Consider the following 14,951-nt stretch of genomic DNA (forward strand, 5'->3'; position numbering starts at 1 on the left):
TCACGGTGTCCGCTGAACAGCTCCATGAGCGACCGACCGTAGTCGTGACCACCGCCGGATCCGCGTCGACACCGGGCACGATCCAGCATCTGCGACGCATCGGCTACCGGGTCGTCGCCACCGACATGGACGCTAGCGCACCGGGCCTGTACCTGGCCGACCGCAGCTACCTGGTGCCGCCCGGCTGCTCCGACGACTTCCTGCCCGAACTGCGCGGCATCTGCCTCAAGGAGGGTGCCGTCGCGCTCGTCCCGCTCGTGGACGAGGAGCTGCCCGTCGTCGGCGAACTCGAATACGACGGCATCGCCGTCCTCGCCCCGCGCGCCGAGTTCATCGCGACCTGCCTCGACAAGTACGTCCTCATGGACCGCCTGCACGCGCTCGGCGTCCCCGTACCGGAGACCCGGCTCGCCACCGAGAGCCCCGACGGCCTGCGCTTCCCCGTCGTCGTCAAGCCCCGCACGGGGCGCGGCAGCCGCGGCGTCACGGTGTGCGGCTCCGCCGCCGAACTGGGCCGGGTGATCGCAGCGGGGCCCTACCCGGCCGCCGACCTCCTCGTCCAGGAGCGCGTCGCCGGGCAGGAGTTCACCGTGTCCGTCGTCGCCTGGCGCGACGGCGCGGTGCAGGCCGTGGTCCCCAAGGAGGTCATGCTCAAGCGCGGCGTCACCAAGTTCGCGGTCACCCGCCGCAACGACCGCGTCGACCAGGTGTGCCGCGACATCCAGACCCTGCTGCGGGCCGACGGCCCGTTCAACGTCCAACTCGCGCTCGACCGCGCCGGCGAACCGCGGGTGTTCGAGATCAACCCCCGGTTCTCCTCGACGGCGCCGCTCACCGTCGCCGCGGGCGTCGACGAGATCGGCGGCCTGGTCGGCCAGGCGCTGGGCGACGGCGGGCGGCTGGGCTGCGAGTGGCGCGAAGGCGTCGTGATGGTCCGGCGCTGGGCCGACGAGTTCCTGCCGGAGCACGAGTTCGACCGGTACGGCATCCGGCCGGCGGCGTCCGCCGCGATCCCGCCCCCCACCGGCGTCGCGGCCGCGTCATGACCGCCCGCCGGCGTCCGATGGAGCTCGCCGACCGTGTCGCACGGGCCGTCCGCGACGTCGGTGTGCTGCTGCGCGAGTGGCGGTCCGACTCCCGTGCCGTCTCCGGGGTCTGGGACGGCCTCCAGTTCAAGGCCCGCGCCGACTCCATGGCGCACGAGGCCCTCAGCGAGCGGCTGCGCGCGATCGAGCCGGGCACGCCGGTGGTCAGCGAGGAGGACCCCGCGTCGATCCTGGCGCCCCGCCCGCCCCGCTACTGGCTCATCGACCCGATCGACGGCACGGCGAGCTACGCCCACGGCTTCCCCGGGTACGTCACCCAGGCCGCCCTGATCGACGCCAGCCGCCCGGTCCTCGCCGCCGTCTACGCCCCGGAGCCCGACATCGGGTACCGCGCCGTGCGGGGGCTCGGGGCCACCGCCAACGGCCGCGCGCTGCCGCGGCTCGGCGCCGCGCCGCCCGGCTCCGGCGTCCTCATCGACAACACCCCCGCACCCACGGGCGTGGCGCGCGCCGCCTACGCCATGTTCGGCTACACCGACTACGCCGAGTGCGGCAGCATCGCGCTGAAGCTGTGCCGCATCGCCGAGGGGTCCGCCCACCTGTTCGTCAAGGACGTCCCCGTCCGCGACTGGGACATCGCTGCACCGCACCTGCTGCTCCACGAGACCGGTGGTTCGCTGCGGCGCCTCGACGGCACCCCGTTCGACTACAGCGGCGGATACGAGCACACGGGTCTCATCGGCGCCGCCGACCCCGCCACCGGTGCCGCGGTCGCCGAATGGCACCGCTCCGGGCAGCCGTCGCGCGAACGCCCGCGCCCCCGCACCGGATGACACCCGTCGCCGTGCGTGCACGCGGCGCCCTTCGGCCCGCCCGGAACCGGCCGCCGGGCCGGCAGCGGCCCCCGAAGGGGTTCGCGGCCTTTTCCTTGGGCATACCGACACGTATCGTGTGAACACCCGCAGAATTGTGGTAGGGGGTGCGCCATGGACGAGGAGCACGTACCGCCAGAGCGCATGCGCGCCTCTGATTCCGACCGCGACTCCACCGCGGCGCGGCTCGCCGCCGCCCTGACCGAGGGCCGTCTCGACCTCGACGAGTACCAGCGCCGGCTCGACCTCACCATGCGCGCTGTCGTCCGTGGCGACCTCACCCCGATTACGGCCGACCTGCCCGAACCGGTGCTGGTCGCGCAAGAGCAGAAGGGCGACACCGAGCGGAGCCGCGACGTGTCGTCGCTGGTGTCGCCGTGGAAGGACTGGGTCGACGAGTGGCGGTGGTGGCTCGGCGGCGCGATCATCATGACCGGTATCTGGACCGTCACCAGCGTCATGGCCGGCGACCCGCTCACCTTCTGGCCGCTGGTCCCGCTCGGCATCTGGGCGGCGATCCTGGTCGCCGCGGCGGTCTGGCCCGACGAGAGCTCCGGGACCCGGAACTGAAGGCCGGTATAGCCTGAACCATGGACGACGACCGCGTTCCACCCGAACGGATGCGCGCCTCGGACGCCGACCGGGACGCCGCTGCGGCACGCCTTTCAGCGGGCCTGCGCGAAGGGCGCCTCGACCTCGACGAGTTCGACGACCGGCTCGCCGCCACCATGCGCGCCACGACTATGGGCGACCTCGCCGCACTGACCGCCGACCTTCCCGAACCCGCCGAGCCCCAGCAGGTCGACCTCGCCGCGACCGCCGACCCGCCCACCCGCAGCGAGGCGTGGCGCCGCCGCATCGAACCCTGGCGCGGGCCCATCGGGGTGTCGTTCCTGTTCATCGCCATCTGGGCGGCCACCAGCCTGCTCGCGAACGAGCGCCTGGTGTTCTGGCCGATGATCCCGATCGGGATCATGTTCATATTCACGCTGGCCGGCACCATCAGCGGCGACGACCGCGGCGGCAACCACGGCCCCGGAACAGAGTCCTAGCTGCCCGTGCGGCGGCGGACCCGCGGGGTCGGCGGACTCAGCCCGCGGCGTGCAGCCAGCGCACCGGGGCGCCGTCGCCCGCGTAGCGGAAGGGTTCGAGCTCTTCGTCCCAGGCGCGGCCGGTGAGGCGGGTGAGTTCGTCGCCGAGGTCGAGTTCGCCCGCAGCCGCGTGCTCCACCGCGGCGCGCAACCGCGCCTCGGGGACGAGCACCTCACCCGAGGCGCTCGTGACGGCCGTGAACACGCCGAGCGAGGGCGTGTAGCTGTAGCGCACTCCGTCGCACCCCGGGGTGGCCTCTTCGGTGATCTCGTAACGCAGCCGCTGCCAACCGTTCAGCGCGGACGCCACCGAACCCGAGGTGCCGGGGGCGCCCTGCCAATTGAGCTCGGCACGGTAAGACCCCGGGGCCGCGGGCTGCGAATCCCAGTCAAGTTTTACGGGTACGCCAACCACACCCGCGACCGCCCACTCGACGTGTGGGCACAGCGCCGCGGGCGCGGAGTGGACGTACAAGACGCCACGTGCGGACACCGAACCTCCTGATACGACCGAGTGCGCTTCCCCGACGCCCTCGTATCCAGACAAGGGGAGATGTCCGTAGCTGGTTGTTCTGCTCGTCCCATTGTGCCCCATTGACCCCGGCGGTACCAGGGCCCACCCGTGGCCAGAACCGGCAAGCAACCTCCGCTCGGTCGACCCGGTGGTTACCGTGTTCGCGCACATTGGTTGGATTGCCGATTCTACTGGGGTGACGCGCTGGTGGACGACGACTCCGGCACGGACCGCGGCCGGCACTCCCCGCCGACCGCCGAACTGGTCCGCCGCGCCGCCCAGGACGACCCCGAGGCGTGGGACCAGTTGCTGCGGCGCTACGAGCACCGGGTATGGCGGCTGCTGCGCTCCTTCCGGCTACCGGCGCACGACGCCCACGACGTCGCCCAAGAGGTGTGGCTGATCGTCGCCCAGAAGCTCCCGACCATCGCCCGCCCCGACCGGTTCGAACGCTGGCTGCACACCGTGGCCCGGCACGAGTGCGTCCGGCACCTGCGCAGGGCGCGGCGCTGGGTGCCGGTGCCGCCCGACCGGCTCGACCTGCCGGTGGAACGCGACCCCTCGGCCATCCACGCCGAACGCGAAGGGGTGCGCGCGGTGCGCGCCGCGCTCGACCGGCTGCACGACCCCGACCGCCGGATCGCGACACTGTGCCTGGAGGCCCCGGAGCTCACCGGGCCGGAGATCGCCGTGCTCGTCGGGATCCCGGCCGCCGAGCTGCCGAACGCCCGCAGGCGCGCCTTCCGGCGCCTGCGCAGGCTGCTGCGCCCGCCGCAGTCCGCCGAACCACCGGCCGACCAGGACACGAGAGAGGCGGGCGCTGATGCGCACCGAAAGCGGTCCCACCGGCGATGACCCCGAACACAGCGGCCCCGACGACGAGAACCGCGCCCGCACCCGGTGGGACTCCGCAGACCCCGAGCCCAGCGGCCCCGACGACGACGAAAGCCACGTCCGCGCCCGGTGGGGCGCACCGGGAACGGCGGAGCGGGCCCCAGAATCGCTCCGGCGCAGCGCCCGCGCGGCCTACGCGCAGCGCAGGCCGGGCGCCGTGCTCGCCGACCTCACCGACGACTCCGTGTTCGCCCACGGCAGGCGCCCCGGGCCCGGCGACGACGGGCCGCGCTACCTCACCTACCGCGCCGCCGGAGTCGCCGTCCGCATCGAGGTCACGGCGCACGTCCGCGACCGGTCCATCGTCGGCCAGGTCACTCCCGCCGGACCGGTCGAGGTGACCGTGCACTGGCAGCGCGGCCGCCGGGGCGCGGAGGCCGACGCCGACGGCGCGTTCATCGCCGAGGGCGTCCCCCCGGGACCCATCAGCCTGACCGTCCGGCGCCCGGCCGAACACCCGATCGCCACCAGCTGGACTACCGTCTGACCGTGTGGACTCGGCTTCATGCCGACGGTAAAGGCCGAGAGCGTCCTTCCCCGCAGCGGACCAGGGCAAGGCTGCCGGGAAGCCTGGGCACCGTCCCCTGGGGCAAAGGACGCCCTCGCCCCGGACGCCCTCATTTTTGGACGCCCTCGCACCCGGAGGGCCGCGCGTCGGCAGCCCTTTTATCGCCCGTGTCCGCCCGGGTCGCCCGGGTCGCCGGGCCTGTGAGCATGCCTTCGTGCCCGTCACGCCAGCGCTGTTGGAAGGCACGAAACACCAAGGGCCGCCTGGCACACCAGACCCCGGGGCAGTTCCGCGGGCGCGGTGTCCGGGTGCGGACGGGGCTTTGCGGCGCGTCCCAAAAAGCGTGCGCGGTGATGCGTAACACGGGAAAGCGTTCCCCGGTCGACTACCGGGTGTTATGTTCACTGCGCGGTTCGACCGGGTGGCTGACCGGAAGGGTGCTGCGGCGCATGGACGCTCATCGAGATCCTCGACGTACAAAGCCGCAGCAGCCCGGCGCCCGGTGGATCGCGGGCCTCGGCGCATGAGCTCGCGGCGGCCGCATCCCCCGTTGTCGGTGGCCCTCGTCGGCCGCGATCCCGTTCAGGCGGGCCGCGCGGCGGAGCGGCTGCTGGCCGAACGTCCGGGCCCCGCCGATCGGGCGGTCGCCCTGCGGGTGCTCGGCATGGCGCGCGACGAGATGGGCGACCCCGGCGCGGCGCACCGGCTGCTGCGGAGTTCGGCCGCGCTCGCAGCGCGGGCCGGGCGGCACGACCTCGCCGCCCTCGCGCGGGCCTCCCGGCAGGGGCTGCTGGCCCGGCACGCCCGCGGGCCCGGTCCGGGCGCGCCGCCCGCCGACAGGGACCCCCGCGGGCTCTCCGCCATGAACCTGGGCGTCGCCGCGGCGCAGCGCGGCTGGTTCGGCAGCGCCGCGGCGTGGTTCGGCACCGCGCGGCGCTCGCTCGGCTCCGACGACCCGCTGCTGCCGGGGCTGCTGAGCAACCTGGGACTCGCGCTGCTGTACGCGGGCCGGTTCGGTGCCGCCGAGGAGCGGCTCGCCGCCGCACTGGACCTTTCGGAGCGGCACGGCCTGCGCCTGCTGCGGGGTGTGGTGGTGCAGAACCTCGGCTGCCTGGCGGTCCGGCGCGGCGATATCGGCACCGCCATGGAGCGGTTCGACGGCGCCGCGGCCGTGCTGCCCGCGCACCGGCTGGCGGGTGTCCAGCTCGACCGCGCCGAGGGGATGGTCGCGGCCGGGTTGGGACGCGACGCCGCGGCGCTGATCCGCGCGGCCGCGCTCGGCCGCGCCGACCACCGGCCCGATTTCGACGCCGATCGCGCCGCGGCCCTGCTGCTGCGGGCCAAGGTGCACCTGGCGGGGGGCGAGCACGGGGCGGCACTCGCGCTGGCGCGGCGCGTGCGGGCCCGTTTCGGCGCGGCGTCGGCCTGGTCCCGGATCGCCCGCCAGGTCGAGTGGTCGGCCCGTGTCGCCCCGGCCGAGGCCGGTCAGCGCGGGGGCGCCGCCGGGCGGGCCGCAGGCGGGCGCCCGCACCCGGGCGTCCCGCAGCACCGGGCGGCGCACCCCAGGTCCCATGGCAGGCCGCCGGACCCGGACGCCGTCGTGCACCTGCCCGGCTGGGCGCGCGGGCTACCGCCGACATCGGGCACCGCGCGGGCGCTCGCGCCGCGGGTGGCGGCCGCGCCGCTGGGCCCGCCCCGGCTGGCGCGGCCGGGCCCCGGCCACACCGGCGTCCTCGACGCGCTGGCGCGCGGCGACCACCGGCGCGCCTGGGCACTGCTGTGCGGCCTGCCCGCCGCGAGCTCGGCGCATCACCTGGAACTCCGCGCCCATGCGGGTGCCGCCGAACGCGCGCTGCTGGCGCTGGGGGCGCGGACCGCCCTGCGCAACGGCGACCCCGAAGGGGCGCTGGAGTGGGTGGAGTACCGTGCGGCGCCCGCGGTCCCCGGCGGCTGCCGCGATCCCCTCTGGGCCGGTGCGCTCGACCGCGCCCGCGCCGCCGAGCGAGGCAGCGGCGCAGCGGCGACGCTGCCAATGGGACTCGCGCAGTGGCACCGCGGCTGTGCCGCGACCCCGGCGGCCCCTGCCGCCGTGCCCGGCGGTCCCGTCGCCGCGGAGCTGCGCGCCGCGCTGGGCCGCCGGGTCTATGCCCGCTTCGTCCGCCTCCACGGCCTCGACGTGCTCCTCACCATGGTCGACGGCAGGGTGGCCGCGCACCGCGTCCCCGCCGGCAGGGGTCCCGCGTCGGCGGTGGCGAAGCTGGCGCACACCGCCCGGGTGCAGGCCGGTGCGCCCGGCGGCGAGCTCGCACCGGTGCTGCGCGAGCAGGCCCGGCGGGTGGAGGCCCTCCTGCTGGGGCCGATCCGCGGTGCGGCGGCGGGGCGGCCGCTGGTGCTGGCCCTCTCCCCCGGGCTCCTCGGCGTCCCGTGGGGGCTCCTTCCCGGGCTGGCCGGGCGCGAGGTCGCCGTGGCGCCCTCCGCCCGTTCATGGCTCGGCTGCGCGGGGTCGGCGCGCCGAGCGGGCGGGGCGGCCCTGCTGGTCGGCGACGACGCGCTTCCCGGCGTCCGGGCCGAGCTCGCCGCGCTGCGCGGCCTCTATCCGGGCGCCAGGGTGCTCGCCGGACCGGCCGCCACCGCGCCCGCGGTCCTCGCCGCACTCGCCGACCCCGCCATCGGCACCGCGCACATCGCCGCGCACGGGGCGTTCACCGCCGCGGCGCCCCTGGCTTCGGCGCTGTCCCTGTCCGGCGGCCCGTTGTTCGGCTATGACCTGGAGCGGCTGCCCCGGGTCCCGCCGGTGACCGTCCTGTCCGCGTGCTGGATGGGGCGCTCCGACGCCGCGCCCTCCGGGGTGCCGCTGGGCATGGCCGCCGCGATGCTGGCACTGGGCGGCGCGACCGTCGTCGCCGGTGTCCTGCCGGTCCGCGACAACTCCATGGCGGCGGCGATGCGGCGCGCACACGCCGACCTCTGCCGCGGAGCGGGGCCGGCGCGAGTGGTCGCCGACCATCTCGCCGACGCGGGCTTCGTCTGTTTCGGCGCAGGCTGAGCGGTCAGTGGAACCGGCATGACCGAGAACCGCGAGGACCCGGTGAACCAGCAGGCGTCGGACTGGGAGGCGGCGGGGCTGCCCGCCCAGGAGGACAGCACCGAGGACCAGGCGCTCCCCTCCGACGAACCCATCGGCCTGGACGACTTCGGCACCACGGACACCGAGGAGGAGGCCGGCGAGCCGCTCGACCGCGCGTTGGCGCGCGAGGAGCCCGATACCCCGCTCCCGCAGGGCGACGCGGACCCGGAGGCGACCGACTGGCCCGACGGCGATCCGCGTTCGGCCGAGCAGGCGGCGATCCACGAGGTGGACCCGCCGCCCTGACCCGCCGCGCACCGCGAGCGGGCCCGGTGCCGCCGGGACGGCCCGCGGCGGCGCCGCTCGACGGGTCGACGGCCCGTCCCCGGTGGCGCCGGGGCCGGTGCGCCACCTCGGTGGACGCGGCGGCCGCCCCGTCCGCCGCTCGATAACCGGTTGACGGCGCGCCGCCCGCACAGTCGAATCGGGTGATGACACGTGCCGCCGCCGATCCGTCCCCCGGCCGCCGCGCCCGCGAGGTCTACGCGTGCTACGACGACGCGACCATCACGGTGTACCAGGCGTACCCGCCGGAGATCGCCGACCCCGCGGTCGAGGCGGGCACCTTCGTCGCCCCGTTCTCGATGGGCCGCATGACCTGGATCAAGCCGTCCTTCAACTGGATGATGTACCGCTCGGGCCACGCCACCAAGGAGGGCCAGACACGGGTCCTCGCGATCCGGATCCGGCGCGCCGGCTTCACCCGGGCGCTGCTCGAAAGCTGCCCGAGCCACCACGACCGCTCCCTGCACGCGACCATCGACGAATGGCGCGCGGCGCTGCGCGCGGCGCCGGTCCGGGTCCAGTGGGACCCGGAACGCGACCCGCGCGGCGATCCGCTGGAGCACCGCTCGATCCAGATCGGGCTCAGTGGCCCCGCTGTGCACGCCTACGTCGGCGAGTGGATCACCGGGATCACCGACATCACACCTGACGTGCGGCGGGTGCGCGCCGCCGTGCGCGGTGGCGACCTCGCGGCCGCGGCGGCACTCGCGCCGCGCGAGCGGCGGTTCCCGCTGGACGCCGACGCGGCGGCGCGGGTGGGCGCCGACTGACGGCGGCGCGGACCGGCAGCGGGCCGGTGCCCGCCGCCCCGGCCCGTCCGCTACCAGCCGCGTTCGCGCCAGTCGGGCAGCTGCGGGCGCTCGGCGCCCAGCGTGGTGTCCTTGCCGTGCCCGGGGTAGACCCAGGTGTCGTCGCCGAGTTCGCCGAAGACGCGCCGCTCGACGTCGTCGAGCAGGGAGCGGAAGTCGGCGTCGCTGCCGGTCTTGCCGACCCCGCCGGGGAACAGGCTGTCGCCGGTGAACAGGTGCGTGTGCCCCGCGGGGTCGTCGTAGCGCAGCGCGATGGACCCGGGCGTGTGGCCGCGCAGGTGGACGACCGTGAGCGCGGAGTCGCCGACCGGGATGGTCGAACCGTGCTCCGCCGCCTCGTCGACCGAGACCGGGAGAGCCTCGGCGTCGAGCGGGTGCGCGACCGTGCGCGCGCCCGTGGCGCCGACCACTTCGGCGAGCGCCTGCCAGTGGTCGCCGTGGCGGTGCGTGGTGACCACGCGGGTGAGGCCCTCGCCGTCGAGGAGGTCGAGCAGGCGGTCGCCTTCGTCGGCGGCGTCGATGAGCACGGCGTCGCCCGTGCGCGTGCAGCGCAGCAGGTAGGCGTTGTTGTGCATCGGCCCGACGGCGAGTTTGCTGATCGTGAGCGCTGGCAGTTCGCGAACGTCGGCGGGGCCGCCGACGCTCGTATCTCCGGAGTAAGTCACGCCCTCTATTGTGCGGGGCCCTGTGCCCGCACCGCTACAGCACCCAGCGGGCGCGGCGGCGTTCGAGGAACGCGGCCCGGCCCTCGGCGGCGTCGTCGCTGCCGAAGAACTCCGCCGACAGCGCGCCCATGTCGGCGAACGCGGCCTTCCGCTCGCGGAAACCGCCGTTGATCAGCGTCTTGGTGCGGGCGAGCGCGCGGGGCGCGCCGGCCCGCAGCCCGTCGAGGACGGCGTCGACGGCCGCTCCGAGGCCGGATTCGGGGACGGCGCGGGTGATGAGCCCGGACCGCTCGGCCTCGCCCGCGTCGAACGTCTCGCCGGTGAGGAAGTACCGGCTGAGTTGGCGGTCGTGCATGCGCCGCGCGACGGGCACCGAGATGACGGCCGGGACCACGCCGATGCGGACCTCGGTGAACGCGAAGGTGGCGGTCTCGGCGGCGAGCGCGATGTCGGCGGCGGCGACCAGGCCGATTCCGCCGGCCCGCGCCGGCCCGTCGACCCGGGCGACGACCGGCTTGGGGGCGTCCATGATGGCGGAGAACAGGTCCGGCATGCCGGGGGCAGCGGGGTCGGCCGACAGCCCGCCGGCGGCGATCTCCTTGAGGTCGGCGCCGGCGCAGAACGCCGGGCCGGCCGCGTCGATCAGCACCGCGCGGACGTCGGGGTCGGCGACGGCCGCCGCCAGGGCGTCGGCGAGGTCGACGCGCAGCCGCGCCGAGAGCGCGTTGCGGTTGTGCGGGGAGTCGAGGGTGAGCGTGCGGATGCCGCGGTCGTCGCTGCCGCGGACGAGCGGTTCGGTCGGTACTGCCATGCGTCTCCTTGACCGTGGTCGGGGCCGCCGGGGCGGTGTCAGCGTTCGGCGTGCGCGCGCAGGGACTTCAGGGCGCCGTCGGCGTGCGCCCGCATGCGGGTCTCGCTGCCGACGACGCCGATGACGGAGCGGTCGGTGGCGATGACGAAGGTCTTGCGCCGGCTGGGCGACAGCGCGGCAAGGGGTCCGCTGCGGCGCACCCCGAACTGTCGGGCGACGGCGCCGTCGGGGTCGGACAGCAGGGGGTAGTCGAAGCCGTTGGTCTCGGCGAACTCGCGCTGGCGCTCGACGGAGTCGCCGCTGATGCCGACGCGCTGCGCGCCGAGTTCCGCGAACTCGGCGGCGAGGTCGCGGAACTCGCAGCCCTCGGCCGTGCACCCCGAGGTGAGGGCCGCGGGGTAGAAGAACAGCACGACGGGGCCCGCGGCGAGCAGGCCGTCGAGGGTGCGCGGCGTGCCGGTGTGGTCGGCGAGTTCGAACGCGGGCGCCTGGTCTCCGATTCGCATACCGGCCACTCTATGGCGTGCCTCGCGGATCACTCCGGGCGCGTGTCCACGGGGCGATCTAGGCGCTGGTGGCCTCGGACAGGGCGTGGGAGAAGGCGAGCATCGCGCCGACCGCCTCGGGGCCGTCGGCGGCCTGGCTCACGCGCAGCGACAGCGGTTCGGACACGACGCTGCCGGTGTACCCGTGGTCGAGGTCGCAGGATTCGTCCGGGCAGGACGCCGGCTCGATGTCGATGGTGGCGATGGGGCGCAGGCTCACCCCGAGGCCGACCTCCAGCATGACCTCGCTGGGCAGGGTGCCGGGGACGTAGGACGCGGGGTCGGGCACCACCCGGGTGAGCGCGACCGACTGGACGTTGCCGAGCTTGATGGCGTCGGTGGTGGTGGACGCCTGCGCGGGTTCGGCGGGGTCGGCCGACGGGTGCTCGTCGGTATGGCAGTAGACCAGCCGGGTGGGGGTGAGCAGCATGACCGTGATGTGCCGCCGCATCTCCATGCCGGGGTCGAAGACGGCTTCGTGGTGCACCACGAACGCCTCGGTGTCCTCGCCGCCGAGGGCCGTCGAGACCGCGTCGGTCACGAGCCCCGGGTAGTAGCCGCTGCGCTCGATCTCCGCACGCCAGTCGATGGACACGTCACGTGTTTTCCTCATGCCACCATCCTGCCCTCTTCGGGCGACAGAACGCACACGGAAGCGGTCCGAGCACGCCTCCCGCGGATGGGTAACGCGATGTCAGGCGGGTAGGGGCTGCCCCATGAACGCGACCGTGCCTCCCATTCCGACACCGCCACCAGGACCGGATCCGGTGCCGCCGGGCCCGTCGCCGGTGCCGCCCGAGCCCCCGGTTCCCGAACCGGAGCCGGGCCCGGTGCCGCGGCCGCCGTCGCCGCAGCCGCCGGCACCCGGCCCGCAGCCCCCCGAACCGATGCCGGAGCCCGCGTGACCCCCTGGTAGGGGACGCGGCGGCTAGTAGGGGACGCGGAGGCGGCGGGGGCCCTGGTCCTGGCGGACCTCGGGCGCCTCGCGCAGCCACACCCGCGCGCCGAGCGCGTGCGCGCCGGTGGTGTTGACGATCACCGGGTCGAGGTCGACGTGCGCGACCTCCGGCAAGGCGTCGACCAGCCGCGACACCCGTACGAGCAGTTCCTCCAACGCGTCGACGTCGGGCTGGTCGGCCAGCGACGTGGCGCCGGCCGGCAGGCCGAACAGCAGCGGCGAGGCGCGCACGGCGCGCGCCAGGCCGGCGGCGTCGGCGTCGGTGAGCGGCGCCAGCCGGTGCGCGCGGTCGTCGAGGAGTTCGGCGGTGACGTCGGCGAGCCCGAACGCGATGACCGGGCCGAAGGAGGGGTTGTCGCCCGCGCGCACCATGCAGGGCACGCCGGGCTCGGTCATGCGCTGCACCACGAGCATGGCGTCCTCGCCCAGGCGGTCGTGCAGCGCGGTGAACGCCCGGCGGACGTCGCCCGCCGAGCGCAGGTCGGCCCGTATCCCGCGGCCGCCGGCACGCAGCCGCAGGTCGGGGGCGTTGGCCTTGACGACGACCGGGTAGCCGAGCGCCTCGGCCGCTGCCTCCGCCTCGTCGGCCGATGCGACGGGGATGTCGGGCAGCACCGGCACCCCGAAGTGCCCGAGCAGTTCGCGGGCGGCGTCGGCGGACACCGCGCCCTGCTCGTTGTACATGGTCTCGGTGGTGAACGAGACGCCGTGCGCCGCGGCGTCGGGCGATTCGGGGTCGTCGAGGGTGCGCGCGATGAGGCCGCGCGCCGCGGCGAGGTCGATGCCGCCGAGTTCGGGGTGCCTTCCGGGGTCGCGTTCGCGCCACATGGCGTAGCGGGTGGCGTGGGCCAGCGCCCGGACGGCGTCCTCGGGCGCGGGGTAGGACGGCACCGAGCCGCGCACCGCCGCGCCGTCGGGGCCGGTGCGGCGCAACTCCTCGGGGAGCCCCTGGTAGCCGAGGTAGGTGGTGAGGATGGGCTTGGTGGAGTGCGCCGAGCGCTCGCGCATGACCTCGGCGACCCCGCCGGTGATGGGGGTCAGCGCGGGGATGAACACGACCACCACGGAGTCGACGGAGTCGTCGGCGAGCGCGGCCTCCAGCGCGGTGTCGAAGTCGGCGGCGGTCGCACCGGGGCCGAGGTCGATGGGGTCGCGCGGGCGCAGCCCCGAGCGCAGGCAGGCGTCCTGGACGAGCAGCCCCAGCGAACCGGAGTTGCCGAGGACGGCGACCCGCGGCCCTTCGGGGAGCGGCTGGTAGGCGAACAGCTGCGCGACGTCGAACATCTGCGTGATGTCCTCGACCCGGACCACGCCGGCCTGCTCGAACAGTGAGCTGACGGCGTAGTCGGGCAGGGCGAGGGTGTCGACGGCGTGCCCCGTGGGGATGCCCTTGGACGATCCGCCGCTGCGCACGGCGACGACCGGCTTCTGCTGGGCGAGGCGGCGGCTCAGCCGGGTGAACTTGCGCGGGTTGCCCAGCGACTCCAGGTACTGGAGGACGACCTCGGTGGCGGGGTCCTCCTGCCAGTACTGGATGAGGTCGTTGCCTGAGACGTCGGCCCGGTTGCCGGCGGACACGAAGGTCGACAGCCCCATGCCGCGGTCGGCGACCCGTTGCAGGATGGCGCGGCCCAGCGCGCCGGACTGGGAGAAGAAGCCGATGGGCCCGCGCGGGGGCAGGTGCGGCGACAGGGTGGCGTTCAGCAGCACCGTGGGGTCGGTGTTGGCGACGCCCAGGCAGTTGGGGCCGACGACGCGCATGCCCGCGGCGCGGGCGGTGCGCACCAGGTCGTCCTGGCGGACCTTGCCGTCGGGGCTGGCCTCGCCGAACCCGGAGCTGAGCACCACCAGCCCGTGCACGCCCTTCTGCGCGCACTGCGCGACCACCTCGGCCACCATGTCGGCGCGCACCGCGACCACGGCGAGGTCGACGGGGTCGGGGATGTCGAGCACCCGGGGGTACGCGCGGACCCCCGCGACCGCCTTGGCCTCGGGGTGCACCGGGTAGACGGGCCCGGTGAAGCTGCCGAGGATGAGGTTGCGCAGCGCGGTCTGGCCGATGGTGTGCGCGGTGCGGCTCGCCCCGATGACGGCGACCGACTCGGGGAACAGCAACCGCGCGATGGAGCGGGCCTCGGCCCGCTGCTCCCGCGCGCGCATGACGCTGCGGGAGTCGTCGGTGGGCTCGATGTCGAGGGTGAGGCGGATCACGCCTTCGTCGAAGGTCTGCTGCGCGGTGAACCCGGCCTCGCGGAAGACGTTGATCATCCGCCGGTTCTCGGGCAGCACGTCGGCGACGAAGCGGCGCACACCCCGCTCGCGGGCCGCCGCCCCGATGTGCTCAAGCAGCACCGACGCGAGGCCCCGCCCCTGGTGGGCGTCCTCCACCACGAAGGCGACCTCGGCCTCGTCGTCGCTCACCTTGTCGTAGCGGACCACCGCCACCAGCGCCTCGCCGATGGTCGCGACCAGCGCGACCCGGTCCTCGTAGTCGACGGTGGTGAAGCGCTCGACGTCGCGCCGGGACAGCCGCGGGTAGGGTGCGAAGAACCGGTAGTAGATGGTCTCGGGCGAGAGCCGCGAATGGAACTCCGTGAGGAGCTCGGCGTCCTCGGGGGCGATGGGTCGCAGGTGAGCGGTGCCACCGTCGGTGAGTACGACGTCGGCTTCCCAGTGGCTCGGGTAAGGCTGCACGTGTCGGAGCCTATTCGAGAAGCAGAAGTGCCGCGATTGCTCATCCGGTTCGTTACCCGCCACCGGGTCGGGACCTGTTAACGTCTCAGAACGCGCGTTTCGGGTCGGTCCGCGCGGTACAGGCGGCGAGGT

The 14,951-nt window shown here is 74.9% G+C and carries 15 protein-coding genes; 9 read left to right on the plus strand and 6 right to left on the minus strand.

Annotated features, from left to right (window positions below; all coding sequences use genetic code 11):
• Positions 1–44 precede the first annotated feature (44 nt).
• The 4 genes from CLV63_RS00610 to CLV63_RS00625 all read left to right on the plus strand — a co-directional run bounded on the left by CLV63_RS00610 (position 45) and on the right by CLV63_RS00625 (position 2,970).
• Positions 45–1,046: an ATP-grasp domain-containing protein gene (locus tag CLV63_RS00610; protein ID WP_245928496.1), complete on the plus strand. Its 1,002-nt coding sequence runs from the start codon at positions 45–47 to the stop codon at positions 1,044–1,046.
• Entirely contained in the window at positions 1,043–1,879 is an 837-nt protein-coding gene (locus tag CLV63_RS00615) for a 3'(2'),5'-bisphosphate nucleotidase CysQ family protein (RefSeq protein ID WP_106580848.1), read from the plus strand. The genes CLV63_RS00610 and CLV63_RS00615 overlap by 4 nt, the downstream gene beginning before the upstream one ends.
• 153 nt (positions 1,880–2,032) lie before the next feature.
• Positions 2,033–2,488 carry a DUF1707 SHOCT-like domain-containing protein gene (locus CLV63_RS00620; RefSeq protein WP_245928498.1) on the plus strand — a complete coding sequence of 152 codons (456 nt, stop codon included), beginning with the start codon at positions 2,033–2,035 and terminating at the stop codon, positions 2,486–2,488.
• A gap of 20 nt (positions 2,489–2,508) precedes the next feature.
• The gene (locus tag CLV63_RS00625; RefSeq protein WP_106580850.1) at positions 2,509–2,970 is read left to right on the plus strand and encodes a DUF1707 SHOCT-like domain-containing protein; all 462 of its coding nucleotides are present in this window, start codon (positions 2,509–2,511) and stop codon (positions 2,968–2,970) included.
• A gap of 37 nt (positions 2,971–3,007) precedes the next feature.
• On the opposite strand, the gene CLV63_RS00630 is transcribed toward CLV63_RS00625, so the two are convergent.
• Positions 3,008–3,502, minus strand: coding sequence for a DUF3145 domain-containing protein (locus tag CLV63_RS00630; RefSeq protein ID WP_211301086.1), 495 nt, complete (start codon positions 3,500–3,502; stop codon positions 3,008–3,010).
• A 228-nt stretch (positions 3,503–3,730) separates the two neighbouring features.
• Between CLV63_RS00630 and CLV63_RS00635 the strand changes: the two genes are divergently transcribed.
• The 5 genes from CLV63_RS00635 to CLV63_RS00655 all read left to right on the plus strand — a co-directional run bounded on the left by CLV63_RS00635 (position 3,731) and on the right by CLV63_RS00655 (position 9,107).
• Complete coding sequence (locus CLV63_RS00635; RefSeq protein ID WP_170134104.1) at positions 3,731–4,378, plus strand: RNA polymerase sigma factor; 648 nt, start codon at positions 3,731–3,733, stop codon at positions 4,376–4,378.
• The gene (locus tag CLV63_RS00640) at positions 4,347–4,904 is read left to right on the plus strand and encodes a carboxypeptidase-like regulatory domain-containing protein (RefSeq protein WP_106580853.1); all 558 of its coding nucleotides are present in this window, start codon (positions 4,347–4,349) and stop codon (positions 4,902–4,904) included. Before CLV63_RS00635 ends, CLV63_RS00640 begins: the two co-directional genes overlap by 32 nt.
• A gap of 544 nt (positions 4,905–5,448) precedes the next feature.
• Complete coding sequence (locus CLV63_RS00645; protein ID WP_146165493.1) at positions 5,449–7,971, plus strand: CHAT domain-containing protein; 2,523 nt, start codon at positions 5,449–5,451, stop codon at positions 7,969–7,971.
• Positions 7,972–7,989: 18 nt separating this feature from the next.
• On the plus strand, positions 7,990–8,298 hold the full coding sequence (locus CLV63_RS00650) for a hypothetical protein (RefSeq protein WP_106580855.1): 309 nt from the start codon (positions 7,990–7,992) through the stop codon (positions 8,296–8,298).
• A 185-nt stretch (positions 8,299–8,483) separates the two neighbouring features.
• Positions 8,484–9,107, plus strand: a complete 624-nt coding sequence (locus CLV63_RS00655; protein ID WP_106580856.1) for a DUF4291 domain-containing protein — start codon at positions 8,484–8,486, stop codon at positions 9,105–9,107.
• Positions 9,108–9,157: 50 nt separating this feature from the next.
• On the opposite strand, the gene CLV63_RS00660 is transcribed toward CLV63_RS00655, so the two are convergent.
• From CLV63_RS00660 to CLV63_RS00685, 5 genes are all read right to left on the minus strand, one after another.
• Positions 9,158–9,811: an MBL fold metallo-hydrolase gene (locus CLV63_RS00660; RefSeq protein WP_106580857.1), complete on the minus strand. Its 654-nt coding sequence runs from the start codon at positions 9,809–9,811 to the stop codon at positions 9,158–9,160.
• A 34-nt stretch (positions 9,812–9,845) separates the two neighbouring features.
• Positions 9,846–10,622 carry an enoyl-CoA hydratase-related protein gene (locus CLV63_RS00665; protein ID WP_106580858.1) on the minus strand — a complete coding sequence of 259 codons (777 nt, stop codon included), beginning with the start codon at positions 10,620–10,622 and terminating at the stop codon, positions 9,846–9,848.
• A 38-nt stretch (positions 10,623–10,660) separates the two neighbouring features.
• The gene (locus CLV63_RS00670; protein WP_106580859.1) at positions 10,661–11,128 is read right to left on the minus strand and encodes a peroxiredoxin; all 468 of its coding nucleotides are present in this window, start codon (positions 11,126–11,128) and stop codon (positions 10,661–10,663) included.
• Between the two features lie 58 nt (positions 11,129–11,186).
• Entirely contained in the window at positions 11,187–11,780 is a 594-nt protein-coding gene (locus tag CLV63_RS00675) for a DUF5998 family protein (RefSeq protein ID WP_106580860.1), read from the minus strand.
• 315 nt (positions 11,781–12,095) lie between these two features.
• Entirely contained in the window at positions 12,096–14,819 is a 2,724-nt protein-coding gene (locus CLV63_RS00685; RefSeq protein ID WP_106580862.1) for a bifunctional acetate--CoA ligase family protein/GNAT family N-acetyltransferase, read from the minus strand.
• Between the last annotated feature and the right edge of the window lie 132 nt (positions 14,820–14,951).

Source organism: Murinocardiopsis flavida, from assembly GCF_003014485.1.
GTDB classification, from domain to species: Bacteria; Actinomycetota; Actinomycetes; order Streptosporangiales; family Streptosporangiaceae; genus Murinocardiopsis; species Murinocardiopsis flavida.

Excerpts from the sequence above, each read along its gene's own strand:
- CLV63_RS00620 (WP_245928498.1), top strand. The coding sequence starts at position 2,033 with ATGGACGAGGAGCACGTACCGCCAGAGCGCATGCGCGCCTCTGATTCC.
- CLV63_RS00675 (WP_106580860.1), bottom strand. The coding sequence starts at position 11,780 with ATGAGGAAAACACGTGACGTGTCCATCGACTGGCGTGCGGAGATCGAG.
- CLV63_RS00650 (WP_106580855.1), top strand. The coding sequence starts at position 7,990 with ATGACCGAGAACCGCGAGGACCCGGTGAACCAGCAGGCGTCGGACTGG.
- CLV63_RS00655 (WP_106580856.1), top strand. The coding sequence starts at position 8,484 with ATGACACGTGCCGCCGCCGATCCGTCCCCCGGCCGCCGCGCCCGCGAG.
- CLV63_RS00640 (WP_106580853.1), top strand. The coding sequence starts at position 4,347 with ATGCGCACCGAAAGCGGTCCCACCGGCGATGACCCCGAACACAGCGGC.
- CLV63_RS00615 (WP_106580848.1), top strand. The coding sequence starts at position 1,043 with ATGACCGCCCGCCGGCGTCCGATGGAGCTCGCCGACCGTGTCGCACGG.
- CLV63_RS00665 (WP_106580858.1), bottom strand. The coding sequence starts at position 10,622 with ATGGCAGTACCGACCGAACCGCTCGTCCGCGGCAGCGACGACCGCGGC.
- CLV63_RS00625 (WP_106580850.1), top strand. The coding sequence starts at position 2,509 with ATGGACGACGACCGCGTTCCACCCGAACGGATGCGCGCCTCGGACGCC.
- CLV63_RS00645 (WP_146165493.1), top strand. The coding sequence starts at position 5,449 with ATGAGCTCGCGGCGGCCGCATCCCCCGTTGTCGGTGGCCCTCGTCGGC.
- CLV63_RS00670 (WP_106580859.1), bottom strand. The coding sequence starts at position 11,128 with ATGCGAATCGGAGACCAGGCGCCCGCGTTCGAACTCGCCGACCACACC.